This is a genomic window from Micromonospora sp. NPDC048947, assembly GCF_040649495.1.
Taxonomy (GTDB): domain Bacteria; phylum Actinomycetota; class Actinomycetes; order Mycobacteriales; family Micromonosporaceae; genus Micromonospora; species Micromonospora alfalfae.
In genome coordinates this window covers 105,907-131,634 of record NZ_JBEZFO010000022.1, presented here as the reverse complement: position 1 = coordinate 131,634, position 25,728 = coordinate 105,907, and the positions used below count along the sequence as shown (strand labels likewise).

Sequence of the window (25,728 nt, the reverse complement as noted above, 5' to 3'; positions counted from 1 at the left end):
CGTTGATGTGGTCCCCCCCCTGGGGGGGCAGCCCCCCCCCCCGGTCCGGGGGGGGGGGCTTCGGGGTGCCCGGGCCTTCCCTCGGCTGCCGCGCACCCCCCCCCCGCCCGGGGGGGGGGGCCGCTTCCGCGTGTGAGAAGGGGGGTCAGGACTGGTAGCCCGCCGAGCGGTACTCGTACTCCCGGTCGTCGTCGCGGTCCCCGTGGTCGCGGCTGAAGTCCCAACCGCCGGCCGCCTCGCGACCGGGCCGACCACCCACCGCGAAACCGCCGATCTCCTGGCCGCGACGCCAGCCACGGAAGTAGCCGGTGGTGTTCTCCGCGAGGCTTGCCGCATCACGCACTATCCGCAATGGGCGCTCCTCGCGCAGCGGCGAACCCGGCACCAGGTTGGCCTGCGGCACGCGCTTCGGCAGCCCGGCGTTGGTCTCGGCGCCCACCGCCGGGCGGGCCGCCTGCTCCGCGGCCTGCCATCCTGTGTCGGCGGTGGTCGACCAGTCCAGGTCGGACTCCTCGGCCTGCCCGACGAACCAGGCCGACTTGGCCTGCGCGAAGATCAGCAGATCACCGTCGCCCTCGTCGGCGACCGGCGGCGGCCGGTGCTCCATGGGCGGCGGCCGGTGCTCGACAGGGGGCGCCGGCCGGTGCTCGGCGGCGCGCTCGGTGCGGGCGGCCGCCCGACCGTTGCGAGCGGCCTGCTCGCGGTCGACCAGGCGCAGCGGCGGCGTCTCCAGGTGCTGGTCCGCGGGAGGGGTGAGCCCCTCGCGCAGCGCCCGGTCGGCCAGCGGCGGCGGCTCCACCAGCCGCAGCATCGGCGGCTCCGGTGGCAGGTCGTCCGCCAGCCACGGCGGGGTGACCCGACCGTCGGCCCGACCCGGGTCGGTCGGGGCGTCGACACCTCGGCTGCCGCCGTACGAGTAGGCCACCGGGTTGTTCGGTGAGCTGTCGGACGGGTCCTCCGGGTTGTTCACCAGCGGCCAGTTCGCCCGGGAGCCGGGCGGTGCGGCCTCCTGACCCGGACGGGGGGTCGGCACCGGAATGCTGAGATCGGTAGCGCTGAACCCGCCGGTGGGTGGCTCGTCGACCGGAGGGCGTTGCAGGTGACTCGGCCGGGGCTCGCCGTTGGTCTTGGGGCGGGGCGGAATGACCGTCCGCTGCCGCTCGGCCCGCGCGTTGTTGATCGCGGCAGTGGTCAGCGTCGGCCGGAACGGCTCACCGGCCTCGGCCGGCGGCACCATGCCACGCTGCGCCGGCGCGATCGGGGTGATCCCGGGCGGCGGAGGCGGCGGCGAGGAGACCGGCCGGTTGGTCGGGCCGTCGATCCGGCTGGGAAGCGGCTCGCCGCGACTGGGCAGCGTGGACTGCGGCGGGCCAGCCATCGCCGCCGGAGTCATCGGCGCGGGTGCGACCGGCGGCGGCGTGACCGGCGCGGGGGCGACCGGCGGCGGCCCGAGCGGGCGGGGCGACGCCAACGGCGCGTTACCGGGGACCGGCTCGGGACGGCTGCGCCGCCCGCCGGCGGGTGCCGGGTCGGCGGCTGGCGGGGTGGGTCGCACCGACCGCAACCCGGCGTTGGTGCCGGCGAGGCCGGTCAACCCGGCGTTGGTGCCGGCCAGGCCGGTCAATTCGCCGACGGACTCGCCGCGGCGCGCCGCGGCCCGGCGGCCGGGTGCCTGGGCAGGCGTGCTGACCCGCGAGCTGAGCGCGCTGACCAGCGCCTCACACCCGGCGTCGCAGGCCCGCACGGAGGCGACGGCCTGACGGACTGTCTCGGCCACAGCGGACGTGAGCGCCCGGTTGACCGAGGCACGTCGGGGTGTCTCGGAGATGGCGACCCGCAGGGCGGTGACCGCCTCGTTGATCTCCTCGGCATCGGCGACCCCGTCCGCGGCGAGGTGCGCCGCGATGGCATCCGCCGCTACCGACACCTCGCGACCCCGGGCCACGGTGCCGCCGAGCATGCCCGGCTCGGGCAGGGCGTCCAGCACGGCCAGAGAGACCGGCTCGGCCGGGTCCGGGTAGGCGCGCAGGGCCGCCGGGTAGAGCTCACGCAGAACCTCGCGCAGCGCCACGGCGGCGGAGTGCCGGCCACTGGCCAGCGCGGCGTGCGCGGAGAGCACCTGCTTGTATCCGGCGAGGTCCCGGGGCGCCGGCAGGGTGACGGCGGAGAGCGCCCCCGCCTGCAACGCGCGGGCGAGGCCGACCGCCCGTCGTTCGGCCGGAGGTGACTGCATCTCCTCAAGGGAGTCGTCGTCGGCGAACCGCTCGGCGAAGTCGTCCACCGAGTCGTCGTCGGCGATCGCCAGGGGCCGCCCCGCCGCGCTCAGCAGCGAGGTGACCGTGTGGTCGTCGCTGTCGGCGGCGATGGCCGCACCGCTCGGCCCGCCCGACCGCTCCACGAGCAGCGCGACGAGCTGGGCGTAGCCAGCGGCGTCATCGCTGATCTCGCAGACATGCAGCAGACGGCCTGCGTCGTCGACCACAGCGGACGTCAGCGTCGAACCGGCGGAGGCCGGTCGGTCAGCCGGATCCGCCGAGGCCAGACCGCAGTAAACGCGCACGAGCGCCACGGCGTCGTCCTCCTCCCGGGACAGGTCTTTCCTCTGCCAGCAACTGATGCTCCCCGGTACGGGTCAGTCGCGCCAGTCCACCACCGCAGAGATCTTGCCGACAATGGTGCGCCAACCCAAACTCGCGGTCTGCGCCCCGATCTTCTTCAGCCGTCGCCGGGCCATGAACGCGCCGATCCCACCGTTGGCGGTGCCACGCAGAGCCTCGTCCAGGTCGTCGAGGCTGGAGCCGGCGGAGAGCATGTCGAGTACCGCAGGCAGCCGCAATGCGTACGAGAGGTCACGCGCGGCCTCGCCCGCCTCGATCAGCAGGGTCGAATCCCAGGTGTCGTGCCCGCCGCGCAGGTTCTCCACGACCAGGTCGAGTTCGTAGGTGTCCTCGTCGAGCGGAGCGATATCTGCCGGCTCCACCCGTTCGGACAATTCATTCCAGCTGTCCAGTTGGGACAGATCGTTGGGCGCACCGGATCGGATGAAACTGACAAGCGACTCGGGGGTCTTGAACAGCAGCAGCTTGCCTTGGTTGCTGAGGAAGACCGGCACCTCCTCGTCGTCCGCCTCGTCCGCGACGGCCTCGTCCGACTCGTTGTCGGTCTCGTCGTCGGTGTCGGTGGCGGCGCCGTCCCGGCGGCGCGTCGACTCGTCGTCCTCGTCGGCGAACTCCTGGGCCAGCTCCTCGTCGAGGATGACGACGGTCTCGTCGTCCTCCTCCTCCTCGACGGCCTGGCGGCGGGCGAGGAACGGGTCATCCTGGTCGCGCTCGGTCACGTCGGTGGGAGTCAGCGAGCTGGCCGGCCGGTACGCCCGAAGCGTGAAGCCGGTGCCGGCGGGCAGGGCGATCTCCACTGGGTCGATACGCAGCTCGTCCCAGAGTGAGCGGTCGATCGACGCCGACGGGCGGTCGGTCTCGGTCTCGTCTGGCTCGGCCGCGCCGGTGGTGTCGTCGAGCTCGGGCTCGTCGGCGTCGGGCCGTTGGGGCGACTGGCGGGCCACGCTGACCTCCGTGTGCTTCGGGTTGCCCACCCACCGGGGTCTCTGACCGGCGAGTGACTCTGGGCACATACCCTAGTCGGCGGCCCTGGGTGACCGATGCCCGCACCCCGGTGGCCGGTTGGCGCACGGGTCCGACCTGCTGGTCGTCGCCGCTGGCGAAGTAACGGTTCGACAAGTAGCGTAGCTACGTATGAAGGCCCAGGCGCTGCACGGCCATCTCGACGCTCTGCTGCTCGCCGTGCTCGAACAGGGCGCGCTGCACGGCTACGCGATCATCGAGGCGCTGCGCGCCCGCAGTGACGGCAGTCTGGATCTGCCCACCGGCACCATCTATCCGGCGCTCCGTCGCCTGGAACGCGCCGGTCACGTGGCGAGCACCTGGAGCACTGTCAGCGGCCGGGAACGGCGGACGTACCAGCTCACCGACTCCGGCCGGCGGGCGCTGGCGGGGGAGCGGGCCGGTTGGCGCGAGTTCCAACTGACTGTCGGCCGGTTCCTCGACCCGGGCAGCCCGCCCAGCCCGGCCTGAACCGCAGCCGATCAGCGGGTGGTGGCCAGCAGCCAGCCGCGCGCCGCGCGGGTGAGCGAGAAGTAGGCGCCGCCCACCAACACGGCGCCGATGATCATCGGGGGCCAGTGCAGCGCAGCGTCCCAGAGGTTCAGCGACCAGGTGAAGAGGGCGCCGCCGGTCACTATGCCGAGGACCAGCAGGCCGGTCAGACCGGTGCCCACCGCACGCTGGGCCAGAGCCAGGCCCGGCCGGGGCGAACGGGCGCTGGCCCGGACCACAAGCAGACCGACCACGGCGAGCAGCAGCGTGCTCATCCAGATCCAGTCGACCGAGTTGGAGAGCAGCAGGTAACCGGCCGGCGGACGGGGGCCGTCGCTCCAGCTCGCCCCGCGCCAGGTCAGATCACCGGCGACGACCCCGACCCCGGCGATCGCCAGCATCCGCAGAGAGAGCCCACGCAAAGCGCCCACCGCCAGCTCGGCCTGCCAGGACGGGAGCACCTGCGCCGGTGAGCCGAACTCGACCACCGCCCGGCGCTGCGCCTCGGTGGGTGGCACCCCGCTCTCGCGGTACGCCTCGACGGCGTCCAGCAACCCGTGCCGGGCCTCGGTCAGCAGGTCGGACTTGAGTCGCGCCGGCCCCTGCAACCGAGCTGCCAGCTTCCGCAGGTGCTCGTCGACCATCACGTCCTCACCGCGCCGCATGGCACCACAGTGCCACGGACTCCGGCCGGTCGACGTCCGGGAGAACCCTGGTCCGCCCCCGAGGCGGATCAGGGGGCGAGCGCCAGGTAACCCCGTTCGGCAGCGGCCTGGAGCAGCCACTGGTCCCGGTACCAGCCCGGGGCCGCTACCAACTCGGCGTGCCGACCGCGCTGGATCACCCGACCGCCGTCCAGGACCACTATCTCGTCCAGCTCGGCCAACCCGCTGAGCCGGTGGCTGATCAGCAGCACCGAGTGCCCGGCGGGGGTGGCGGCCAGGGCGGACGCGAGCACCGCGTCCGCGGCGGCCGGGTCAAGACCTTCGGTGGGCTCGTCGAGCACCAGCACCGGCGGCGAGGCGAGCAGGGCCCGGGCGAGCGCCAGCCGCTGCCGCTGCCCGCCGGAGAGCTGCCCGCCCTCCTCGCCGACCAGCGTGTCCCAGCCCGCCGGCTGAGCGTGGACCCAGTCCAGCAGGCCGGCGGCGGCGGTGGCCGCGGTCAGCTCCTCCTCGCCTGCTCCGGCCCGCCCGAGCAGCAGGTTCTCCCGCACCGTGGCATGGAAGACGTACGCCTCGGCCAGCAGCCCGCCGACAGCGCGCGGCAGCGCTTCCTCGGCGTACGCCGAGAGGTCGTCACCGTCCAGGGTGACCCGGCCGGACGCGGGCCGGACGGTGCCGGTCAGCACGGCGGCCAGTGTGCTCTTGCCGGCGCCGCTCGGGCCGACGACGGCGATCCGGCGTCCCGCCGGCAGGTCCAGGCTGACCCCGTCCAGGGCGGGCGCCGCACCGGAGCGGTACCGCACTGTCACGTCGACGAAGCGCAGCTCGTGCGGGCCGGTCAGGTCCGTTGGACCGGTCGCCGGCGGCGCGGCCGGCGGGTCGGCGTCGAGCAGGTCGGCCACCCGGGTCAGGCCGGGCCGAAGCTGCGTCCACTGCCGGGCCGCCGCGACCAACGCCAGCGTCACCTCGACGGCGGCCAGTGTGCCGACGGCCAGGACGCCCACCAGCACCCCCGACACGTCGGCGGCGAGCGCGACCAGCACCACCGCTGCGGCGGTCACGCCGGCGGCCAGCACGCCGGCCGCGTCCACTGCGAACCCGGTGGCGGCCAGCCGACGTTCCAGCCGGGCCAGCCGGTGGGCGCGCTGCTCGGCGGCGCGCAGCGTGACGTCGGTCGCCCCGAACGCGGCCAGGTCGGCCGCGCCGTGGGTGAGGTCGATCGCGTCGGTGGCCAGCGCGCCCCGCAGGGGGGCCACCTCGGCCGCGCTGCGGCGGGTGACCGCGGTGGCCAACGCGGGCAGCGCCACCCCGGCGACCAGCAGCCCGACGGCGAGCGTCCCGGCGGCCGGTGGTGAGATCAGCGCCGCCACGGCGACCGCGGACACACCGACCACCGCCGCCGCCGAAGCGGGCACCAGCACCCGCAGCAGCAGGTCCTGGACGGCCTCCACGTCGGAGACCAGTCGGCTCAGCACGTCCCCCGAGCGGTGCGCCGTGCCACGGCGGGCCGCCAGGGTGGCGAAGACCCGGGCCCGGACGTCGGTGATCATGCGGAGCACCGCGTCGTGCCCGGCGAGCCGTTCGGTGTAGCGGAACACGCCCCGGCTGATCGCCAGCGCCCGGACCGCGACGATCGCCACGGTGAGGCGGTCCAGTGGAGGCTGACCGGCGGCGCTCATCAGCAGCCAGGTGGCGGTGGCCATCAGGGCCAGGCCGGCGAACTCGGTGGCGGCTGCCAGCAGCCCGGCTCCGACCAGGCGGCCCAGGTACGGCCGGGCCAGTCGCAGCACGGCCCGCTCGGCGGCGGCCCGCCCGGCCGGTGCCGCGTCGGCCACCACCGCCGGCCCGTGTTCGGCGGTCATCGGGCGGCCTTCTGAGTCGGTTCGGGCGTCAACTCGGTGACCCGACCGTCCTCGATGCGCAGGATCCGGTCGGCGTCGGCCAGCAACGCCGGTCGGTGCGCGACCAGCAGCGCCGTCCGCCCGGCGACCAGTCGACGGGTGGCGTCGAGCACCACCGCCTCGGCTGCCGTGTCGAGTCGGGCGGTGGGTTCGTCGAGCAGCACCACCGGGGCGGAGCGCAGGAACGCCCGGGCCAGTGCGACCCGCTGCCGCTGCCCACTGGACAGCCCGTGACCGCGCTCACCGAGCAGCGTGTCCAGGCCGTCGGGCAGGCCGGCCACCACGTCGTCCAGGGCGGCGTCGTGCACCGCGGCGGTGAGTACGTCGGCCGCGGTGTCCGGCGCGCCGAGGCGGATGTTCTCGGCCAGCGAGGCGGCGAAGAGGTGGGCCCGCTGCGGCACCCAGGCGAGCTGCCGGCGCCAGGCGTCCGGGTCGGCGGTGGCGAGGTCGACCCCGTCCACGGTGATCCGCCCGCTGGTCGGTGCCACGAAACCCAGCAGCAGGCCGAGCAGCGTGCTCTTGCCGGCGCCACTGGGCCCGATGATGGCTATCCGCTCACCGGGCCTGATGGTCAGTGTCACGTCGCGCAGCGCGGTGGTCCGCTCGTACGCCACTGTGACCCCCTCGAACCGGATCACGGCCCGCGCGTCCGGGACGGAGGCGCCCTCGGCGGCCCGGGGCGCTGTGGGCGCGGCGGAGACTGTCAACGCCTCGTCCAGCGCGGCCAGCCCCTCCATGCTGGCGTGGAAGCGGCTGCCGGCGGCCCGCAACGGCAGGTACGCCTCCGGCGTCAGCAGCAGCACCAGCAGCGCGGTCTGCAGGGCCAGCCCACCGCCGAGCAGGCGGATGCCGACCGGCACCGCCACCAGCGCCACCGAGAGGGTGGCGACCAGTTCGAGGACCAGCGCGGAGAGGAACGCGATCCGCAGCGTCTTCATTGTGGCGACGCGGTGACCGTCGGCCATCCGGCGTACCACGTCGGTCTGCGCCCGGGCCCGTCCGAACGCGCGCAGCGTGGGCAGCCCGGCGACCATGTCCAGGAAGTGCCCGCCGAGCAGCGCGAGCCGTCGCCACTGCCGCTCGGTGGCGGCCTGCGCCTGCCAGCCGAGCAACGCACCGAAGACCGGGATCAGCGGCAGGGTCAGGGCGATGATCACCGCCGAACTCCAGTCGGCGAAGACGACCCGCGCCAGCACCGCGAGGGGCACCGTCACGCTGAGCACCAGTTGCGGCAGGTACCCGGTGAAGTACGCGTCCAGCGCGTCCAACCCACGCCCGGCCAGGGTGGCGATCTCACCGGCCCGCTGCCCGGCCACCCACCCGGGCCCGTGCCGGCCCACAGCGCCGAGCAGGTCGGCCCGCAGCGTGGCCTTGACCGTGGCGGCGACCCGCGCCGAGACCGTGCCCTGCGCCCAGACCAGTGCAGAGCGGGCGGCGACAGCTACCACGAAGCCGGCCAGCGCCGGTCGATCCAGCCGACCGTCGATCGCGGTGGCCAGCAGCGACGCGAGCGCTGTGGCCTGCGCGACGATCAACCCGGCGGCCAGCACCCCCAGGAGCGCGAGCACGGCAAGATCGCCCCGGGCCGCAGGGACCCGGCGCAGCAGACGCCTGTCGAACGGACGGCGGCTCACCAGTACACCGGTGCCCTACCGTCGGTCCGTCCTCGGAAAACCCACCAGCACATCGCCTGGAAGCCTAGTAGGGCCGGAAGTAGCGGCAGCGCCACCCAGCCCAGCAGCCGCAGTGTCGGCGCGCTGGCGGCGGCGTCGGCCACCCGCAGCGAGGCGTCCGGGTCGGTCGTGGACACCAGCACGTAGGGCCAGAGGGCGGCTCCGACCAGCAGCACCGGCAGCGCCAGGGCCGCGCCGGTGGCGACCAGAGCCCACCCTGGCCGCCGCCGGGCGAGCGCCGCGCGGGCCGCCAGCAGCGCCGCCACGAGCAGCACCGGCAGGAGTACGGCCACCGCCGGACGCTGCACCGCGTCGCGTACCCGGGCGGAGAGCAGGCCCACGACGGTGGCCAGGGCGACCGTGGTGAGCGCCACCGGCACCAGCCGGCGGGCGGTCCGGCCGACCACGGCGGCGGCCTCGGCGGGCAGGCGCACTGTGAGGAAGGTCGCCCCGTGCACCGCGACCAGGGCGACCATGGCCAGCCCGGCGGCGGCCGCGAACGGGGTGGCCAGGTGCGTCACCCCGGCGACGTGCCCGTCGGCCTGGAGGGGCACACCCTGCAACAGCGCGGCGAACAGCACACCCCAGCCCAGCGCAGCGAGGGCGCTGCCGATCACCACGACGCGGTCCCAGCGGGCCCGGATCCGCTCGTCGTCGGGTCGACTGCGCAGTTGCACCCCGACGGTGACCAGGATGACGCCGACCAGGGCACCGGCGACGGCCGGATAGCAGCCGGCGAGCAACTCGCCCTCCAGGAGGGGGAACGCGCCGAAGAGGATGCCCATGGCGGCCACCAGCCAGACCTCGTTGCCGAGGAAGAACGGGCCGAGCGCGGTGAGCGCCTCCCGCCGCCCCGCCGGACCGACGCCGCGGGCGAGCAGCAGCCCGACGCCGTAGTCGTAGCCGGCGAGCACGAGGTAGCTGGCGAAGAAGAGGCCGAGCGCTGCGTACCAGGCGAGGTCCACTGTCTACTCCTCAGAGGAGGGCGGGTTCGGGGTGGGCCGGCTCGCTGGACGGTGCCGGTGGGCGGCCGAGCGCCGGGTCGGCCGCGCCGCGCCTGGCGTGCCGGGCGAGCAGCACCCAGTTGGTGACGGCGAGAGTGCCCAGCAGCAGGCTGAACCCGATCAGCGAGGTGAGCATCAGCGGTGCGCTGACCGGGGAGACGGCCTGCTCGGTGGGGAGCAGCCCGTACGCCACCCAGGGTTGACGGCCGACCTCCCGGGAGATCCAGCCGAGGATCACCGCGATGAACGGCAGCGGCAGGGCGAGCAGGATCAACCAGAGCGGGAAGCGCAGTCGGATGACCCAGTCCCGGAAGAGCAGGGGCAGCAGCAGCCAGACGCAGCCGAGGGTGAAACCGATCAGGATCATGAAGCCCAACCCGACGCTGGCGAGCACCGGCGGGGTGTAGTCGCCGGGGCCGAACCGCGTGGTCCATTCGGCGATCAGCGCCTGGCTCTCCGGGCCGTCGCCGCCGAACTTGGTCGGCTGCACCGCGCCCACCGGGCCGAACTGGGCGAAACCGAAGCCCTGCACCATCGTGACGGCCAGTGCCGCGGTGACCAGGCCGATCCGCAGCGAGGTGCGGAAGAGCGCGAAGTCCGGGGTACGCCGGATCAGGTGCCCGGCGCTGACCGCCGCCATCAGCATCCCGCCGACCAGCAGCGCCGCCGAGACCACGTGCCCGAAGGCCATGCCGAGGCTGGGGTTGGTGAGCAGCGCGCCGAAGTCGGTGAGGTGGGCGATTCCGTCGCGGACCTCGTAGCCGACGGGATTCTGGAGCCAGGAGTTGGCCACCATGATCCAGAACGCCGAGGCGTACGCGGTGATCGCCACGCCCCACAGCAGCGCGAGGTGGACGCCCTTTCCGAGCCGGTGCCAGCCGAAGATCCACATTCCGAGGAACGTGGACTCCAGGAAGAACGCCACAAGCGTCTCGATGGCCAGGGGTGCGCCGAAGACGTTGCCGACGTAGCGCGACAGGCCACTCCAGTTCAGCCCGAACTGGAACTCCATCACGATTCCGGTGGCGATGCCGAGCACGTAGTTGATCACGTAGAGCTGGCCCCAGTAGCGGGTCAGCCGCTCCCACTTCGGGTTGCCGGTGAGCACCCACGCGGTCTGCATGCCGACCAGCAGGGTGACCAGCCCGAGCGTGACGACCACGAACAGGAAGTGGATCGAGGTGGTGGTGGCGAACTGTAGGCGGGCGAGGAGCAGGGTGTCCATGACCAGCCCTCCATAGCGTTGGCTCCCTTGTCGTAGCCACCCTACACGTAGCATCGCTACATGTCCGCCTACTACGCGCTGTCGTAGGCAACGGTACTACGTCACGTAGTAGTAGAGCGAGATCGCGCTCGTTCCTGGATGTAGTGGTCTCGCGGCCCCGGCATGCCCCTCGATCCTGGATCGAGCGCGATCTTGCGAGGGGGTGCCGGGCGTGCGGGGGGCGGGCGCGGGGCGTAAGGGCGCGGTGCGGGGGCGCGTGGGGGCCGCGGGCCGCGGGCAGCGCCCTCCGCGCGGTGCGCGGTGCGGGGCTCGGGCCGCAGGGCAGCGCCCTGCGCGCCGTTCTGCGGCGTGGGCTCAGCGCCGCCTTGGGGGCGTCAGCTCAGGAAGAGGGTGACCGGGAGGGCGACCAGGGTGGTGGCGACCGCGAGGGCGGTGGCACCGAGAACCCGGGGCGGCCGGTCGCTGACCAGCAGGCGCTGCACCCGTACGTCGAGATCCCGGTCGCCCATGCCGAGCGCGCCGGCCGGGGTGATCCGGTGCCCGGCGGCGGCGAACCGGCGTAGCGCCCCCGCCAGCGGGGCGTCGGCGTGCAGCTCGCGGGCCTTGTCGTCGGCGCGCATCTCGACCAGCAGGGCGACCCGCTCGTGCGCGTCGCGCACCCAGCCGAACCACGGCAGCGCCCGGCACAGCGCTGTGAACGGCAGCAGCACCAGATCGTGCCGCTCGTGGGCGTGCGCACGCTCATGGCTGAGCACCGCGGCCAGCTCGGCCCGGTCCAACAGGCTCAGGGTGCCGGCGCTGACCACCACCTGCGGCTTCACACCCGGCAGGCAGTACGCGGCGGCGCTCGGATGATCCAACACCAGCGCGCCTGGCGCGGCCGGGTCGTTCCGGGCGACCAGGGACAGCAGGTCCCGGTGGCGACGCTGGGCGCGTACGGTGCCGTGGATGCTGCGCACCGTTGTCGTGACCAGCACCGCCCCGATGCCGAAGCCCACGCCGACGCCGGCCAGGTGGAACGTGCCCACCCCGATCGGCAGGGTGCCGTGGGCGAGGTCGTTGGCCAGGGCGAGCAGTGCGCTACCGGTCGGCCTGTCGTACGCGCTCAACCCGAGCGCCATCGGCAGGCCCATCGCCGAGAGGCCCAACGCCAGCCCGACGGCCTGCCAGCAGATGATCGCCACCCGAGGGCTGCGCCACGTCCAGGTGGAGCGGGCCAACACCTGGGCGGTCAGATAGCAGGCCAGCATCGTGGCGGCGAAGTGCACGGCGTAGGCCATGGCGCGCGCCCTACCGCTCCGCTGCCTCGCCGGCGGGTCGTCGGCCCGCCGGCCCGTCCACCCGGTCGGTCAGGGCGTCGGCCTCGCCGCTGGTGGAGCCCGGCCCGGTCAGGCCGGCCTCGCTGCCCAGGGCCGCTCGCAGCACCTCGGCCTCGGTGCCGGTCACCGAGCGGGCGAAGCGCACCAGCGCGGCGTCCCGGCTGCCACCCAGGTCGAGGGCGTCGAGCATGAGTTGAGCGATGTGCGCCTCGCGGCTGGCCGCCGGACGGTACCGCCAGGCCCGCCCCTCCCGCTCCCGTTGCACCATGCCCTTGCCGGCGAGCCGGTCCAGCACTGTCATCACGGTGGTGTACGCCAGCTCACGACCATCGAGCGCGTCGGCCACCTCGCGCACGGTCACCCCGTCCGACGTGCCGGGAACCACGTCCCACAGCACATCCATCACCGCACGCTCAAGATCGCCCAACCGAGTCACACCGCAATCCTACCCCCGGTAGTAGACCCCCGACCGACCCGACCAGGTCGCTGCCCCGGCCAAGATCCCCCACAAACAACGATGTAGTGGCCTCCAGCCACCAGGAAGCCACTACATCAAGGAAACTGCGCGATCTTGAAGCCGGAGCGGCACGGGGAGGGGCAGCAGACTGGCAACCCAACCCAAGGCAGCGCCCGTGAGCTGACCCGACCGACGAACCCGGCCCACGTCAGGTTTTCCGGGGAGCCCCGCCCGCGGAGGGATCAAGCCTGACCGCCCGGAGCGGGCGGGGCTCCCCGGAAAACCCCAAAGGCCGAGAAAAAACGATCACACCCCCTTGGGATGCCAGACCGTCTTCGTCTCCAGCAGCGCGGTCATCGGCGCCACCCCCGGGTCGGCGGTCCAGTCGTGGTCGGCCGGGGCCGGCCGGAGCACCCGCTTGAGGTTCTCCGCCGCCTTGACCTCCAGGTCGGTGGCGAGCGCGGCGTCGGTGACCCCGGTCAGGTCGATCGCGTTGACGTCCATGTGCGCGGCCAACGTCGGTGCGGTCTCGGTGATCGCGCCGGTGAGGATGTTGACCACACCGCCGGGCAGGTCGGAGGTGGCCAGCACCTCGGCCAGCGTCACCGCCGCCAGCGGCTCACTCGGGGAGGCCGCCACCACCACCGTGTTGCCGGTGACGATCGCCGGTGCGATCACGCTGACCAGGCCGAGCAGCGCCGGGCGCTCCGGGGCGACAACAGCGACCACACCGGTCGGCTCGGGCGCGGAGATGTTGAAGTACGGGCCGGCGACCGGGTTGGCGCCGCCGTACACCTGGGCCAGTTTGTCGGCCCAGCCGGCGTACCAGACCCAGCGGTCGACGGCGGCGTCCACCTCGTCGCCGGGGATGCCCAGGGCGACGAACTGTTCGCGGCGGCCCTCCAGCATCTCGGCGGCCCGGTAGAGGATCTGACCCCGGTTGTACGCTGTCGCGCCGGCCCAGCCCTTGACGGCGGCGCGGGCGGCGACCACCGCGTCCCGGGCGTCCTTGCGGGAGGCCAGTGACACATTCGAGGACTGCACGAGATACGACCGTCCCGACTCGCTGCGCGGGAACTTCCCGCCGATGAAGAGCTTGTACGTCTTGCGTACCGCGACCCGCTCAGACATTGAGGTAGCCCTCCAGCCCGTGCCGGCCGCCCTCGCGACCGTAGCCCGACTCCTTGTAACCACCGAACGGCGAGGTGGGGTCGAACTTGTTGAACGTGTTGGCCCAGACCACGCCGGCGCGCAGCCGGTCGGCCATCCACAGGATCCGGGAACCCTTGTCGGTCCAGATCCCGGCCGACAGCCCGTACGGCGTGTTGTTGGCCTTCTCCACGGCCTCGGCCGGGGTGCGGAAGGTCAGCACCGACAGCACCGGGCCGAAGATCTCCTCGCGGGCGATCCGGTGTGCCTGGGTGACGCCGGTGAAGATCGTCGGCGCGAACCAGAAGCCCCGGTCGGGTAGGTCACACGGCGGTGACCAGCGCTCGGCGCCCTCGGCCGAGCCGGCGTCGGACAGCTCGCGGATCCGCTCCAGTTGGGCGGCCGAGTTGATCGCGCCGACGTCGGTGTTCTTGTCCAGCGGGTCGCCGACCCGCAGCTGAGCCATCCGTCGCTTCAGCGACTCCAGCACCCGGTCGGCCACGTTCTCCTGGACCAGCAGTCGGGAGCCGGCGCAGCAGACGTGCCCCTGGTTGAAGAAGATGCCGTTGACGATGCCCTCGACGGCCTGGTCGATGGGTGCGTCGTCGAAGACGATGTTGGCGGCCTTGCCGCCCAGCTCCAGGGTGAGCTTCTTGCTGGTGCCGGCCACCGACCGGGCGATGGCCCGGCCCACGTCGGTGGAGCCGGTGAAGGCGACCTTGTCCACGCCGGCGTGCTCGACCAGCGCGCGGCCGGTGTCGCCGGCGCCGGTGAGGATGTTGACCACACCGGCCGGCAGCTCGGCCTGCTGGCAGATCTCGGCGAAGAGCAGCGCGGTCAGCGGGGTGGTCTCGGCGGGCTTCAGCACCACGGTGTTGCCCGCGGCGAGCGCCGGGGCGATCTTCCAGGCCAGCATGAGCAGCGGGAAGTTCCACGGGATGACCTGCGCGGCTACGCCGACCGGCCGCGGGTTGGCACCGAAACCGGCGTGCTCCAGCTTGTCGGCCCAGCCCGCGTAGTAGAAGAAGTGCGCGGCGACCAGCGGCAGGTCGACGTCCCGGGACTCGCGGATCGGCTTGCCGTTGTCGAGGGACTCCAGGACGGCCAGCTCACGGGAGCGTTCCTGGATCAGCCGGGCGATGCGGTACAGGTACTTCGCCCGGTCGCGGCCCGGCATCGGGCCCCAGACCTTGTCGTACGCCTTGCGGGCCGCGCGTACCGCGCGTTCCACGTCCTGGGCGCCGGCCTCGGCGATCTCGGCCAGCACCTCCTCGGAGGCGGGGTTGATCGACTTGAAGCTGCCACCGTCGGTCGGGTCGACGAACTTACCGTCGATGAACAGCCTGTACGAGGGTTTGAGGTCCACCACCGAGCGGGACTCGGGGGCGGGGGCGTATTCGAACATCGGCTATCAGTCCAGGGTGAAGTAGTCGGGACCGGAGTAGGTGCCGGTCGTCAGCTTGGTGCGCTGCATCAGCAGGTCGTTGAGCAGGCTGGACGCGCCGAAGCGGAACCAGTCCGGGTCGAGCCAGTCCGGGCCGACGGTCTCGTTGACCATCACCAGGTACTTGATCGCGTCCTTGGTGGTCTTGATGCCACCGGCGGGCTTCACGCCCACCTGCCGCCCGGTCGCTTCGCGGAAGTCGCGGACCGCTTCCAGCATCACCAGGCTCACCGGCATCGTCGCCGCGATCGGGACCTTGCCGGTGGAGGTCTTGATGAAGTCGCCACCGGCGAGCATGGCCAGCCAGGAGGCTCGCCGCACGTTGTCGTAGGTGGCCAGCTCGCCGGTCTCCAGGATCACCTTGAGGTGGGCATCCCCGGAGGCTTCCTTGGTGGCCACGATCTCGTCGTAGACCTCCTTGTACCGCCCGGCCAGGAACGCACCCCGGTTGATCACCATGTCGATCTCGTCGGCGCCGGCCGCGACGGCGGCCCGGGTGTCGGCCAGCTTGATCTCCAAGGGCGCCTGCCCCGACGGGAACGCTGTCGCCACGCTGGCCAGGTGCACGTCGGATCCGCGCAGCACCTCTGCCACGTAGGGGACCATCGCCGGGTAGACGCAGACCGCGCCGACGTGCGGGCAGGACGGGTCGGCCGGGTCCGGACGCAGGGCCTTCGCGGCGAGCGCGCGCACCTTGCCCGGGGTGTCCGCCCCCTCCAGGGTGGTCAGGTCGACCATCCGGATCGCCAGGTCGATCGCCTGGGCCTTGGCGGTGGTCTTGATGGAGCGGGTGCCGAGCTGTGCCGCCCGCTGCTCCGCGCCGACCTGGTCCACGCCGGGCAGGCCGTGCAGGAAGGTCCGCAGAGCGGTCTCGGATCGTCCCAGCTCGGAGAGCTCCGACCGGGCCGACGTCGTTGTCGCCGTCATGCCGAGAAGTCTACGCACGAGACCGCCGAGTGATCTTGCTCACGACCGCTCGATGACGTGCTGACGTGAGCGGCGTCCCTGGTCCGACCGCACCCGCACCGCGCCACGGTACGGACCGGTAGGTTGAGCGATCGTGGACGTACACGTCATTGACCACCCGCTGGCCCAGTCCAGGTTGACTGCCATGCGGGACGCGCGCACCGATTCCTCGACGTTCCGGGCGGCGCTGCACGAACTGACCACCATGCTGGTGTACGAGGCGGCGCGCACCTTCCCCGTCGAGCGGTACCCGGTGCAGACGCCGGTCACCGGCACCGAGGGCACCCGGCTGGCCAACCCGCCGCTGCTGGTCCCGGTGCTACGCGCCGGACTGGGCATGGCGGACGCCGCGCTGGGCCTGCTGCCCGAGTCGTCGATGGGTTTCGTGGGCCTGGCCCGCGACGAGGTGACCTACGAGCCCCGCGCGTACATGGAGTCGCTGCCCCGCGATCTGGCCGGGCTGCCGGTGCTGGTGCTCGATCCGATGCTGGCCACCGGTGGTTCGCTGGAGCACTCCTGTCGGCTGCTAGCCGACCGGGGCTGCACCGACATCACGGTGCTCTGTGTGCTCGCCGCCCCTGTCGGCATCGAGCGGCTGGAGCGCTCCGGCCTGCCGTTGCGCCTGGTCACGGCCTCGATCGACGAGGGGCTCAACGACAGTATGTTCATCGTTCCCGGCCTCGGCGACGCCGGCGACCGCCAGTTCGGTGGCATGCCCCGCTTCTGAGCTGATACCCGGTCGGTGCCGGGTCCGGCGGGTCCGTGCGCGCGGTGCGCGGACCCGCTACCGTCTCCGGCCATGACTGGTGTTGCGCTCGCCGAGGAGTTGCTGCTCCTCGCCTACGACGACACGACCGGCAAGGCGACCATGCCACGAATCAGCCTGGACCTGGGCATGGCCGCCGCGGTGCTGGTCGAGCTGGCTCTGGCCGGCCGGATCGCGTACGCCGACGGGTCCCTGGCGGTGATCGACCCGACGCCGATCGGCGAGCCGTTCAGCGACGATGTCCTCAGCCGGATCGCCGCCGACACCCCGCACACCCCGGCGTCCTGGGTGCAGCGTCTGCGGCACGGCCTGCGCGACCGGATCCTCGCCGACCTGTGTCGGCAGGGCGTCGTCCGGGACGTCGACGAGACCGAGCTGGGCTTCATCCACGTGCACCGTTACCCGGTCGTGGACACCTCCGTCGAGGCGGAGACCCGACAGCGGCTGGCCGAGGCGCTGACCGGCGCGGCAGCCCCGGACGAGCGGACCGCCGCGCTGGCCACCCTGGTGGTGGTGCTCCGTATGGAGTCCGCGCTCGGGGTGAGCGGCGAGGCCGCCGCCGACGCCCGCCGCCGGCTGACGGAGATCGCCACCGGCGCCGGGTTCTCCGGCGAGGTGAGCACCGACGACTCGGTGGTCCGCCCGTCGGTCGGCCTGGTCGTCGCCGCCCTGGCCAGGGCCGTCGACCAGGCCCTCGGCCCGCGCCGCTGACCCGGCCCGCCGGTCAGAGCCCCAGAGCTGCGGCGATCTCGCCGCGCAGGGCGGCGACCGCCTGCGCCGCCCGGCTGCGGGCCGTCCGCACGTCGCCGTCCACGACCGGTTCCACCACCTCGAGGTACGCCTTGAGCTTCGGCTCGGTCCCGGACGGGCGGATCACCACCCGGGCCACAGCGGTCCGCAGGATCACCACGTCCGACTCGGGCAGCAGGTCCCGGGCGCTGTCCACCGGCTGCCCGAGCAGGGTGGTCGGGGTGGCCGCCCGGATCCGGGCCATCGCGTCGGCGATGACCCGCAGGTCGTCCACCCGGGCGGAGAGCTGGTCGGTGTGGTGCACGCCGAACTCGGCGGCCAACTCGTCCAACCGGTCGGTCAGCGTACGACCCTGCGTCTTCAGGCCGGCGGCCAACTCGGCCACCGTCAGCGCGGCGGTGATCCCGTCCTTGTCCCGGACGTGCTCCGGGGCGACGCAGTAGCCGAGCGCCTCCTCGTAGCCGAAGACCAGCGGCGCGCTTCCGCCGCCGGCCCGCACGATCCACTTGAATCCGGTCAGCGTCTCGTCGTAGGGCAGGCCCCGGGCCGCGCACATCGCCCGCAGCAGTGACGACGACACGATCGTGGTGGCGTAGAGCCCGGTCACCCCCCGGCGCATCAGGTGATCGGCGAGCAGGACGCCCACCTCGTCGCCCCGCAGCATCCGCCAGCCGGGCCGTTCTTCGCTCCCGACTGCGGGGCTCGCAAGCTCACTCCTCGCGCTCGCTGGCGCGCCCTCCCGGACGACCACAGCGCACCGGTCGGCGTCCGGGTCGTTGGCGATGGCGATGTCCGCGCCGGTGGAGTCGGCCAGGGCGATCAGCCGGTCCACAGCACCCGGCTCCTCCGGGTTGGGGAACGACACGGTGGGGAACGCCGGGTCCGGCTCGGCCTGGTCGGGCACCACCCCCGGGGTCGGAAAGCCCGCGCTGGCGAAGGCGGCGGTGAGCACCGCCGCGCCCACCCCGTGCAGCGGGGTGTACGCCACCGTCAGGTCCCGTGGGCCGTCCGGGTCGATCACCGCGGTGGCCTGTTCGACGTACGAGGCGACCAGGTCGTCGCCGAGCACCTGACCGGGTTCGCCCAACGGCACCTGGGCCAGCGGCCCGACCGATCGGATGGCGGCCTCGATACCGGCGTCGGCGGGTGGCACGATCTGCGCGCCGGATCCCAGCTCGCCGCCCAGCTCCGCGCCGAGGTAGACCTTGTAGCCGTTGTCCTGCGGCGGGTTGTGGCTGGCCGTGACCATCACGCCGGCGACACCGCCGAGGTGCCGTACGGCATACGCCAGCACCGGGGTGGGCAGCGGGCGGGGCAGCAGCAGTGCCGGACGGCCAGCGCCGGTGGCCACCTGGGCGGTGCGTTCGGCGAACTGCCGGGAGCCGTGCCGGGCGTCGTACCCGATCACCAGCGGGCCGGTGCCGCCCTGGGCCGCGAGCCAGGTGACCAGGCCGGCAGCGGCCTGGGTGACCACTGCGAGGTTCATGCCGTTCGGGCCGGCTCGCAGCGGGCCGCGTAGGCCCGCCGTGCCGAAGGTCAACGGGCCGGCGAACCGGTCGGCCAGCTCCGGGGCGCTCGCCGGAAGCCCGTCGAGCACCGCCGTCAGCTCGTCCCGGCTGGCCGGGTCGGGGTCGTCGGCCAGCCAACGCCGGGCTTGCTCACGAATGTCGTCGATGTCAGTGGTGTCCGCCGCCATGCCCCTTGATAGCACGGCGACGGATCACCCCTGTGGGTTCCCTCCGGCTCAGCCGTTCCCGGTGAGCTGGAACGTCCGTGCCATCTCGTCGAAGATCGGCTTGCTCTCCGCGAACTTGGCGTCGGTGGCGGTGAGATAGAACGAGTACGCCTTGCCGTCCTGCGCCACACCCCGCCAGACGCCGTGTCGCATCGCGTCACCCTCACCGCAGGTGTACTCGAATTCCGCTGCCGGCTTGCTGGCCAGTTCGGTCTCGGTGGAGGCGATCTGGTTGTACGGCTTGACGCAGGAGGTGCTCCGGGTCTTGAGGCCGTTCTCGGCCGTCTCGGCCCACCGGGTGGAGCTGCTGGTCCACTTCTCGGTGATGATGCGAACCTTGCGGCCGCTGTCCGCCGGGTCGATGTAGTCGGTGTACGAGCCGCCGGTGGCCTTCTTCCAGCCCTTCGGCACCATGACCTGGATCCCGCGGGCCGTGTGCTCCTGCATCTCGACGGTGGGAGCCGCCGGAGCGGACGTGGTGGGTTGCGCGGCCGGGGTGCTCGGCGGGGCGTCGTCGCCGCCGGAGAGCGCCACGGCGGTGATCAGCAGCACGACGACCAACCCGCCGGCCGCGGCGAGCTGCACCTTGCGCGGCCAGCCCTTGACGGTGGTGACGAGCTGACCACCGGTGGCCCGGACCTTGTCCAGCGCGCTGCCGCCCGAGGCGGCGGGCGTGGTGGCCCAGGGCTGGCCGGTGCCCGGCACCGACCACTGGTTGCCACCGCCGTAGGTGCCGCCGACGCGCTGGGTGGCCTCCGGTGCTGCGCCGCCGTACCCGACCTGCTGGGTGGCATCGGCCGGGCTGCCGTAGCTGACCCGCTGGGTGGCGTCGGGGTGCCCGCCGGCGTCCACCCGCTGGGTGGCGTCCGCGTTGCCACCGTAGGTGCGCCCGGCCGCCGGTCGGCCGGGAGTCGGCATCGCGCCGGTCGGCGTGTGCAGCGGACCGGCCAGGGCGTCGGCGCTGGTCTCGTCGAGCCCACCGGTGGTGCCGGCCGCGCGAGCTGCCTGCGGGCGCTCGCCCCGGCGCAGCGAGGCCAGCCGGTCGGTCAGGGACTCACCCGGGGCCAGCATCGCCGGACCGCCGATCTGGCTGTCCGGCTTCGGCTCCGGCTGGGCCGGCGGGAGGACGGGGATGGGGCGCTGCTGCACCGGCACCACGGCGTACGGGTCGGTGACCGAGTGCACAGCCGTCGCCGTGCTGCCCAGCGGGCCGGCGAGCAGCTCGCGCAGCATCGCCCGGGAGGTGTGCACGTCGAGGCGGCGCGCCGGGTCCTTCTCGAGCAGACCCATCAGCACCCGGGTCAGCGGGCCGCTGCGCTGCGGCGGGGCGGGCGGGTCCTCCACCACTGCGTGCATGGTCTCGATCGGGTCGCCCTTGTCGAACGGGGGCCGCCCCTCGACAGCGGTGTAGAGCGTCACACCCAGCGAGAAGAGGTCACTGGGCGGGCCGAACTCCTGGCCCATGGCCCGCTCGGGGGAGATGAAGTGCGGCGAGCCGAGCACCATGCCGGGGGTGGTGAGCTGCACGTCGGTGGGCATCCGGGCGACCCCGAAGTCGGTCAGCACGCAGCGCCCGTCGGTGCAGATCAGCACGTTCGCGGGCTTGACGTCGCGGTGCAGCACGCCGATCGCGTGCGCTACCTCCAACGCACCCAGCAGCGCGATGCCGATCTTGGCGACGGCGCGGGGCGCGACCGGCCCGTCCTCGATCACCATGTCGGCGAGGCTGCGGGCGTCCAGCAGCTCCATCACGATCCACGGTCGGCCGGCCTCGGTGACCACGTCGTACACCTGCACCACAGCGGGGTGCTGGATGGCGGCGGCGGCGCGGGCCTCGCGCAGGGTGCGTTCGTACATCGCGTCGCGGTCGCTGGGGGCCAGCCCCGGGGGCAGGACGACCTCCTTCACCGCCACGTCACGGCGCAGCAGGGTGTCTGTGGCGCGCCACACCGTGCCCATGCCGCCGTTGCCCACCGAGGACCGCAGCGAGTACCGGCCACCGATGGTGGTGCCGGGCGCCGCTCGTCCGTTGGCGGGACTGACTGGTCCGCCGCTCCACGTCGGGATCTGAGTCACAGAAAAGCCACCGGGGGAAATCGAGGGGGGCTGGGACACAACCCCCCTATCTTGCTGGTTCCGACGCCCGATGCGAAAGCCGACGCGGCGGACGTTTATCGAAGTCGACAGAACGTGCCCTGTCGTTCACCTGGTGTCGACAGGTCGGGACGCACTGTGCGGTATCCCTCACCCGACGACGTGGCCAGGCGTCCTACCATCCGGGGATGAACCAACGGCGGTCAAGTGAGTCCGGTTTCCCGATCAACGGCGTCTACACGGAGGCCGACCTTCCGGAGGAACTGGACTCCCGGCTCGGCAGCCCGGGCGAGTTTCCGTACACCCGGGGTGTCTACCCCACCATGTACACCTCCCGCCCGTGGACCATGCGCCAGTACGCCGGCTTCGGCACCGCCACCGAGTCCAACGCGCGGTACCACCAGTTGTTGCGGGCCGGCACGATGGGCCTCTCGGTCGCGTTCGACCTGCCGACCCAGATGGGCTACGACTCCGACGAGCCGATCGCGCACGGCGAGGTCGGCAAGGTCGGTGTCGCGATCGACTCCATCGAGGACATGCGGCTGCTCTTCGCCGACATCCCACTGGACAAGGTGTCCACCTCGATGACCATCAACGCGCCCGGTTCGGTGCTGCTGCTGCTCTACCAACTCGTCGCCGAGGAGAACGGGGTGCCGGGCACGGCGCTCAACGGCACCATCCAGAACGACATCCTCAAGGAGTACATCGCCCGGGGGACGTACATCTTCCCGCCGAAGCCGTCGCTGCGCCTGGTGGCCGACACGTTCGCGTACTGCCGCAGCGAGGTGCCGAAGTGGAACACCATCTCCATCTCCGGCTACCACATGGCGGAGGCCGGCGCGACGCCAGCGCAGGAGATCGCGTTCACGCTGGCCAACGGGGTGGAGTACGTACGGGCGGCACTGGCCGCCGGGCTCGCCGTCGACGACTTCGCGCCCCGGCTGTCGTTCTTCTTCGTGGCCCGCACCACGCTGCTGGAGGAGGTGGCGAAGTTCCGCGCCGCCCGGCGGATCTGGGCTCGGCTGATGCGGGACGACTTCGGCGCCAAGGATCCGAAGTCGATGATGCTGCGGTTCCACACCCAGACCGCTGGCGTGCAGCTCACCGCCCAGCAGCCGGAGGTGAACCTGGTTCGGGTGGCGGTGCAGGGTCTGGGTGCCGTGCTCGGTGGCACCCAGTCGCTGCACACCAACAGCTTCGACGAGGCGATCGCGCTGCCCACCGAGAAGGCGGCCCGCCTCGCGCTGCGTACCCAGCAGGTGCTGGCCTACGAGACGGACCTGACCGCCACCGTCGACCCGTTCGCCGGGTCGTACGTGGTGGAGGCGATGACCGCCGAGATCGAGGCCGCCGCCGTCGAGTTGATGGAGCGGGTGGCCGACCACGGCTCGGCGGTGGACGCGATCGAGGCCGGGTTCCAGAAGCGGGAGATCGAGCAGTCCGCGTACCGGATCGCCCAGGAGATCGACTCGGGGGAACGGGTGGTGGTCGGGCTCAACCGGTTCACCGTGGACGAGGAGGAGCCGTACGAGCCGCTGCGGGTCGACCCGACGATCGAGGCGGCCCAGGCCGACCGGTTGGCCCGGTTGCGTTCCGAGCGGGACGCCGACGCTGTCACTCGGGCGCTCGCCGATCTTCGGGCCGCCGCCGAGGGCACGGAGAACGTGTTGTACCCGATGAAGGAGGCGCTGCGGGCCCGGGCGACGGTGGGTGAGGTCTGCGGGACGTTGCGTGAGGTGTGGGGGTTGTACCGGCCCACCGACCGATTCTGAGCGTCCGGCCGCCACTGCGGCCTCGGGGCGCGGTGTGTCCGGCGCTCTCAGCGGGTATCCGGTCGGTTGAGCCGGGACGCACACAGTGTGCGCCCACGGTGGATGGGTGCGTGTGAGCGTCCTTATCCGGCTCGTTGCGGTGTGTGGTCGGCTAATTGTCGGAGTGTCAGTTCATCACCCCGACTAATGCGACAATTTGGCAACGGGTCTCCGACTGGCGCCGGGATTCGTGACCGCCGCGATCGGTTACGCGTTGTAGGAGGTGAGGGGCTGATGACGGCGTTTGACCGTGATCTACCTGCTGTCCCTCACCTGGACGAGCGCCCCCAGCAGGGCATACGTGACTCTGCGCGGTCCGATCATTACCGTAACGAGGTTGCGCAGCGTCACCGTCGGAGGTCTAGGCTGTCTGCTGTCCCCGATGATCCATCCATTCCTAGTGATCGAGAATTCGACGTGACGAGTGCGTTGACGCTGCCCACAAGCGGCCAGCTGGCGTCGTCCTGGCCGGAGACGGCACCGGGATCCCAGCCCCTGCCCCGCGAGCTGGACCACCTTCTCGCGCTCCGGGTACCGGGGCTGATCGCTACGCGCCGTCACATCCACTCGCACCCGGAGCTGTCCGGCAACGAGTTCGAGACGGCCGCGCTGATCGCCCGGGAGCTGTCGCTGGCCGGGCTGACCCCGCGTCTGCTGCCCAAGGGCAACGGCGTGATCTGCGACGTCAACGGCAGGCCGGACGGCCCGGTCGTGGCGCTGCGCGCCGACATCGACGCCCTGCCGTTGGACGACCCCAAGGACGTGCCGTACCGGTCGACGGTGGAGGGCGTCTGCCACGCCTGCGGCCACGACGTGCACACCTCGGTCCTGCTCGGCGTCGGCATGCTGCTGGCCCAGCTCGCCGACCTCGGTGAGCTGGACGGTCGGGTCCGGCTCATCTTCCAGCCGGCCGAGGAGATCCTGCCCTGCGGTTCGCTGGAGGTCATCGAGGCCGGCGGCCTGGACGACGTGGTGCAGATCTTCGCGCTGCACTGCGACCCGAACCTGCCGGTGGGTCAGGTCGGCCTGCGGGTCGGCCCGATCACCGCGGCCGCCGACAACGTGACCGTCCGACTCTCCGGCCCGGGCGGTCACACCGCCCGCCCGCACCTGACCGTCGACATGGTCGACGCCCTCGGTCGGCTGATCACCGAGGTGCCGGCCCTGGTCAGTCGCCGGGTGCCGGCCAACAGCGGCCTGCTGCTGGTCTTCGGCCACGCCTCGGCCGGCACCCGCTACAACGTCATCCCGTCCGAGGCGAGCGCCTCCGGCACCCTCCGGGTGATGGACCGCGACACCTGGGAGCAGGCGCCCAAGATCGTCGCTCAGGTGGTGCGGGACGTGATCGCGCCGACCGGCGCCACCGTCGACCTGGAATACCTGCGCGGCCGGCCGCCGGTGTGCAACGACGCCCACGCCATCCAGGTGCTGACCGCCGCCACCGCCGCAGCCCTCGGCCCGGACGGGATCGCCGAGACACCGCAGAGCATGGGCGGCGAGGACTTCTCCTGGTACCTGGAGTACGTCCCCGGAGCCCTCGCCCGGCTCGGCGTGGGTCGCTCCGGCCCCAACGTCGACCTGCACCGGGCGAGCTTCGACGTGGACGAGCGGTCCATCGCGGTCGGCGTCCGCGTCATGGTGCAGACCGCGTTGCGGGCACTGGCGGCGGCGCGCTGACCGGCGCGACCGGAGCCGGGGACTTGCGCCGTCGGCGCAGCACGACCAGCAGCGCCACCAGCGGTACGCCGATCGCCACCAGCCAGGGCAGCAACGCGCCCAGCACTGTGAGCAGGACGGTCATCGAGACGACGAACGCCTTCCAGCCGCCCCTGAGCCCGACCAGGAAGCCGGTCTCGGCCTCTTCCTCGGTGTCCTTCGCCGCCGGCCCCGCCAGCGACACGGTGATCGTGGAGAGGGCGGTCAGGTCGGCCAGGCGTCGCTTCTTGGCCTCCAGCGAGGCCAGGTCGGCCTCCCGGCGACCCAGCTCGTTCTCCAGCGACACCAGGTCGGTGATCGAGGTGGCCCGGGACAGCAACCGGCGGGCGCTCTCCACCCGGGCCCGCTGACTGGTGATCCGGGCCTCCAGGTCGACGCTTTCCTCGGTGACGTCCTGAGTGTCGATCTGCCGGCTCTGCTGCTCACCGAGCTTCGCGATCTCCTCCACCACGCCGGTGAACTTCGCCGCCGGCACCCGCAACTCCAACTCCGCTACGGCGTCAGCGTCGGCGCTGCGCCGCTGGTCGCCGCCGACGAAGCCGCCGGCCTGGATGGCTACGGCGGTGGCCTCGCGGGCGGCAGAGTCCACATCGTCCACCTGCACCCGCATCCTTCCGGTGTAGATGATCGCCCGCTGGTCGACCCGTAGGTCCGGTGCGCCGGCGCCGGCCCCCTCCGGCGCGCCAGCTGCGGCGTCCCGGCCCGCCTCGCCGCCGTTGGCCGGTGGCGCCTCGGCCGCCGAGCCGGCGCTGTCCTGCGCCCCGTCGCCGGCACCGCAGCCTGTCAGCGCCAGGGCCGCCGCCAGTGTCGTAGCCGCCAGCAGCGCACCGCGGCGTCGTCCCACCTGTCCGTCCATCCCCGCTCCCATCGTCGTCAACCGGTGTGGCGATAGCTCGGACGCGACGCGCACACCGGCTGGTTCCGGCAGACTGCGCTGAGGACGT

At 72.7% G+C, this 25,728-nt stretch carries 20 protein-coding genes; 5 read left to right on the top strand and 15 right to left on the bottom strand.

Features of this window, described 5'->3' with window-relative positions:
- Positions 1 to 145: 145 nt before the first annotated feature.
- Positions 146 to 2,593, bottom strand: coding sequence for a transposase (locus AB0B98_RS27510; RefSeq protein ID WP_357366399.1), 2,448 nt, complete (start codon positions 2,591 to 2,593; stop codon positions 146 to 148).
- Between the two features lie 39 nt (positions 2,594 to 2,632).
- The gene (locus AB0B98_RS27505; protein ID WP_357366387.1) at positions 2,633 to 3,592 is read right to left on the bottom strand and encodes a DNA primase; all 960 of its coding nucleotides are present in this window, start codon (positions 3,590 to 3,592) and stop codon (positions 2,633 to 2,635) included.
- Between the two features lie 160 nt (positions 3,593 to 3,752).
- Here AB0B98_RS27505 and AB0B98_RS27500 point away from each other — a divergent pair, with 160 nt between their 5' ends.
- Positions 3,753 to 4,091 carry a helix-turn-helix transcriptional regulator gene (locus AB0B98_RS27500; protein WP_355428984.1) on the top strand — a complete coding sequence of 113 codons (339 nt, stop codon included), beginning with the start codon at positions 3,753 to 3,755 and terminating at the stop codon, positions 4,089 to 4,091.
- An 11-nt stretch (positions 4,092 to 4,102) separates the two neighbouring features.
- On the opposite strand, the gene AB0B98_RS27495 is transcribed toward AB0B98_RS27500, so the two are convergent.
- The 10 genes from AB0B98_RS27495 to deoC all read right to left on the bottom strand — a co-directional run bounded on the left by AB0B98_RS27495 (position 4,103) and on the right by deoC (position 15,873).
- On the bottom strand, positions 4,103 to 4,777 hold the full coding sequence (locus AB0B98_RS27495) for a permease prefix domain 1-containing protein (protein WP_357366385.1): 675 nt from the start codon (positions 4,775 to 4,777) through the stop codon (positions 4,103 to 4,105).
- A gap of 68 nt (positions 4,778 to 4,845) precedes the next feature.
- Positions 4,846 to 6,636 (bottom strand): thiol reductant ABC exporter subunit CydC, encoded by a 1,791-nt coding sequence (gene cydC / locus AB0B98_RS27490; protein WP_357366383.1) that lies wholly within the window; start codon positions 6,634 to 6,636, stop codon positions 4,846 to 4,848.
- Positions 6,633 to 8,309 (bottom strand): thiol reductant ABC exporter subunit CydD, encoded by a 1,677-nt coding sequence (gene cydD / locus AB0B98_RS27485; protein ID WP_357366381.1) that lies wholly within the window; start codon positions 8,307 to 8,309, stop codon positions 6,633 to 6,635. Before cydD ends, cydC begins: the two co-directional genes overlap by 4 nt.
- Positions 8,306 to 9,313, bottom strand: coding sequence for a cytochrome d ubiquinol oxidase subunit II (locus AB0B98_RS27480; RefSeq protein ID WP_357366379.1), 1,008 nt, complete (start codon positions 9,311 to 9,313; stop codon positions 8,306 to 8,308). Before AB0B98_RS27480 ends, cydD begins: the two co-directional genes overlap by 4 nt.
- A gap of 10 nt (positions 9,314 to 9,323) precedes the next feature.
- Positions 9,324 to 10,577, bottom strand: coding sequence for a cytochrome ubiquinol oxidase subunit I (locus AB0B98_RS27475; RefSeq protein WP_357366377.1), 1,254 nt, complete (start codon positions 10,575 to 10,577; stop codon positions 9,324 to 9,326).
- Positions 10,578 to 10,951: 374 nt separating this feature from the next.
- Entirely contained in the window at positions 10,952 to 11,857 is a 906-nt protein-coding gene (locus AB0B98_RS27470; RefSeq protein ID WP_357366375.1) for a M56 family metallopeptidase, read from the bottom strand.
- 10 nt (positions 11,858 to 11,867) lie between these two features.
- Positions 11,868 to 12,332 carry a BlaI/MecI/CopY family transcriptional regulator gene (locus tag AB0B98_RS27465; RefSeq protein ID WP_357366373.1) on the bottom strand — a complete coding sequence of 155 codons (465 nt, stop codon included), beginning with the start codon at positions 12,330 to 12,332 and terminating at the stop codon, positions 11,868 to 11,870.
- 327 nt (positions 12,333 to 12,659) lie between these two features.
- Positions 12,660 to 13,484 (bottom strand): aldehyde dehydrogenase family protein, encoded by an 825-nt coding sequence (locus AB0B98_RS27460; RefSeq protein WP_210818811.1) that lies wholly within the window; start codon positions 13,482 to 13,484, stop codon positions 12,660 to 12,662.
- Positions 13,477 to 14,907 carry an aldehyde dehydrogenase family protein gene (locus AB0B98_RS27455; protein WP_357366370.1) on the bottom strand — a complete coding sequence of 477 codons (1,431 nt, stop codon included), beginning with the start codon at positions 14,905 to 14,907 and terminating at the stop codon, positions 13,477 to 13,479. Before AB0B98_RS27455 ends, AB0B98_RS27460 begins: the two co-directional genes overlap by 8 nt.
- Positions 14,908 to 14,913: 6 nt before the next feature.
- Complete coding sequence (gene deoC, locus AB0B98_RS27450) at positions 14,914 to 15,873, bottom strand: deoxyribose-phosphate aldolase (protein ID WP_357366368.1); 960 nt, start codon at positions 15,871 to 15,873, stop codon at positions 14,914 to 14,916.
- 133 nt (positions 15,874 to 16,006) lie between these two features.
- On the opposite strand from deoC, the gene upp reads away from it, so the two are divergent.
- On the top strand, positions 16,007 to 16,639 hold the full coding sequence (gene upp / locus AB0B98_RS27445) for a uracil phosphoribosyltransferase (protein WP_091394488.1): 633 nt from the start codon (positions 16,007 to 16,009) through the stop codon (positions 16,637 to 16,639).
- A gap of 72 nt (positions 16,640 to 16,711) precedes the next feature.
- Positions 16,712 to 17,389 (top strand): GPP34 family phosphoprotein, encoded by a 678-nt coding sequence (locus tag AB0B98_RS27440; protein WP_238671125.1) that lies wholly within the window; start codon positions 16,712 to 16,714, stop codon positions 17,387 to 17,389.
- A gap of 13 nt (positions 17,390 to 17,402) precedes the next feature.
- Here AB0B98_RS27440 and AB0B98_RS27435 read toward each other — a convergent pair whose 3' ends face one another.
- Together AB0B98_RS27435 and AB0B98_RS27430 are read right to left on the bottom strand one after the other, a co-directional pair.
- On the bottom strand, positions 17,403 to 19,124 hold the full coding sequence (locus tag AB0B98_RS27435) for a phospho-sugar mutase (protein ID WP_357366366.1): 1,722 nt from the start codon (positions 19,122 to 19,124) through the stop codon (positions 17,403 to 17,405).
- Positions 19,125 to 19,172: 48 nt separating this feature from the next.
- On the bottom strand, positions 19,173 to 21,239 hold the full coding sequence (locus AB0B98_RS27430) for a serine/threonine-protein kinase (protein ID WP_238671123.1): 2,067 nt from the start codon (positions 21,237 to 21,239) through the stop codon (positions 19,173 to 19,175).
- Positions 21,240 to 21,445: 206 nt separating this feature from the next.
- Here AB0B98_RS27430 and AB0B98_RS27425 point away from each other — a divergent pair, with 206 nt between their 5' ends.
- Together AB0B98_RS27425 and AB0B98_RS27420 are read left to right on the top strand one after the other, a co-directional pair.
- Positions 21,446 to 23,029 (top strand): methylmalonyl-CoA mutase family protein, encoded by a 1,584-nt coding sequence (locus tag AB0B98_RS27425; RefSeq protein ID WP_238671122.1) that lies wholly within the window; start codon positions 21,446 to 21,448, stop codon positions 23,027 to 23,029.
- Between the two features lie 456 nt (positions 23,030 to 23,485).
- Positions 23,486 to 24,745: an amidohydrolase gene (locus tag AB0B98_RS27420; protein ID WP_238671121.1), complete on the top strand. Its 1,260-nt coding sequence runs from the start codon at positions 23,486 to 23,488 to the stop codon at positions 24,743 to 24,745.
- Here the strand turns inward: AB0B98_RS27420 and AB0B98_RS27415 are convergent.
- On the bottom strand, positions 24,702 to 25,661 hold the full coding sequence (locus AB0B98_RS27415; RefSeq protein ID WP_357366364.1) for a DUF4349 domain-containing protein: 960 nt from the start codon (positions 25,659 to 25,661) through the stop codon (positions 24,702 to 24,704). The genes AB0B98_RS27420 and AB0B98_RS27415 overlap by 44 nt on opposite strands.
- Between the last annotated feature and the right edge of the window lie 67 nt (positions 25,662 to 25,728).

What these genes read in the sequence shown, in the direction of transcription:
- AB0B98_RS27455 (WP_357366370.1), bottom strand. Translation starts at nt 14,907, where the DNA reads ATGTTCGAATACGCCCCCGCCCCCGAGTCCCGCTCGGTGGTGGACCTC.
- AB0B98_RS27435 (WP_357366366.1), bottom strand. Translation starts at nt 19,124, where the DNA reads ATGGCGGCGGACACCACTGACATCGACGACATTCGTGAGCAAGCCCGG.
- AB0B98_RS27475 (WP_357366377.1), bottom strand. Translation starts at nt 10,577, where the DNA reads ATGGACACCCTGCTCCTCGCCCGCCTACAGTTCGCCACCACCACCTCG.
- AB0B98_RS27425 (WP_238671122.1), top strand. Translation starts at nt 21,446, where the DNA reads ATGAACCAACGGCGGTCAAGTGAGTCCGGTTTCCCGATCAACGGCGTC.
- AB0B98_RS27440 (WP_238671125.1), top strand. Translation starts at nt 16,712, where the DNA reads ATGACTGGTGTTGCGCTCGCCGAGGAGTTGCTGCTCCTCGCCTACGAC.
- AB0B98_RS27460 (WP_210818811.1), bottom strand. Translation starts at nt 13,484, where the DNA reads ATGTCTGAGCGGGTCGCGGTACGCAAGACGTACAAGCTCTTCATCGGC.
- AB0B98_RS27500 (WP_355428984.1), top strand. Translation starts at nt 3,753, where the DNA reads ATGAAGGCCCAGGCGCTGCACGGCCATCTCGACGCTCTGCTGCTCGCC.
- cydC (WP_357366383.1), bottom strand. Translation starts at nt 6,636, where the DNA reads ATGACCGCCGAACACGGGCCGGCGGTGGTGGCCGACGCGGCACCGGCC.
- AB0B98_RS27495 (WP_357366385.1), bottom strand. Translation starts at nt 4,777, where the DNA reads ATGCGGCGCGGTGAGGACGTGATGGTCGACGAGCACCTGCGGAAGCTG.
- AB0B98_RS27470 (WP_357366375.1), bottom strand. Translation starts at nt 11,857, where the DNA reads ATGGCCTACGCCGTGCACTTCGCCGCCACGATGCTGGCCTGCTATCTG.
- deoC (WP_357366368.1), bottom strand. Translation starts at nt 15,873, where the DNA reads ATGACGGCGACAACGACGTCGGCCCGGTCGGAGCTCTCCGAGCTGGGA.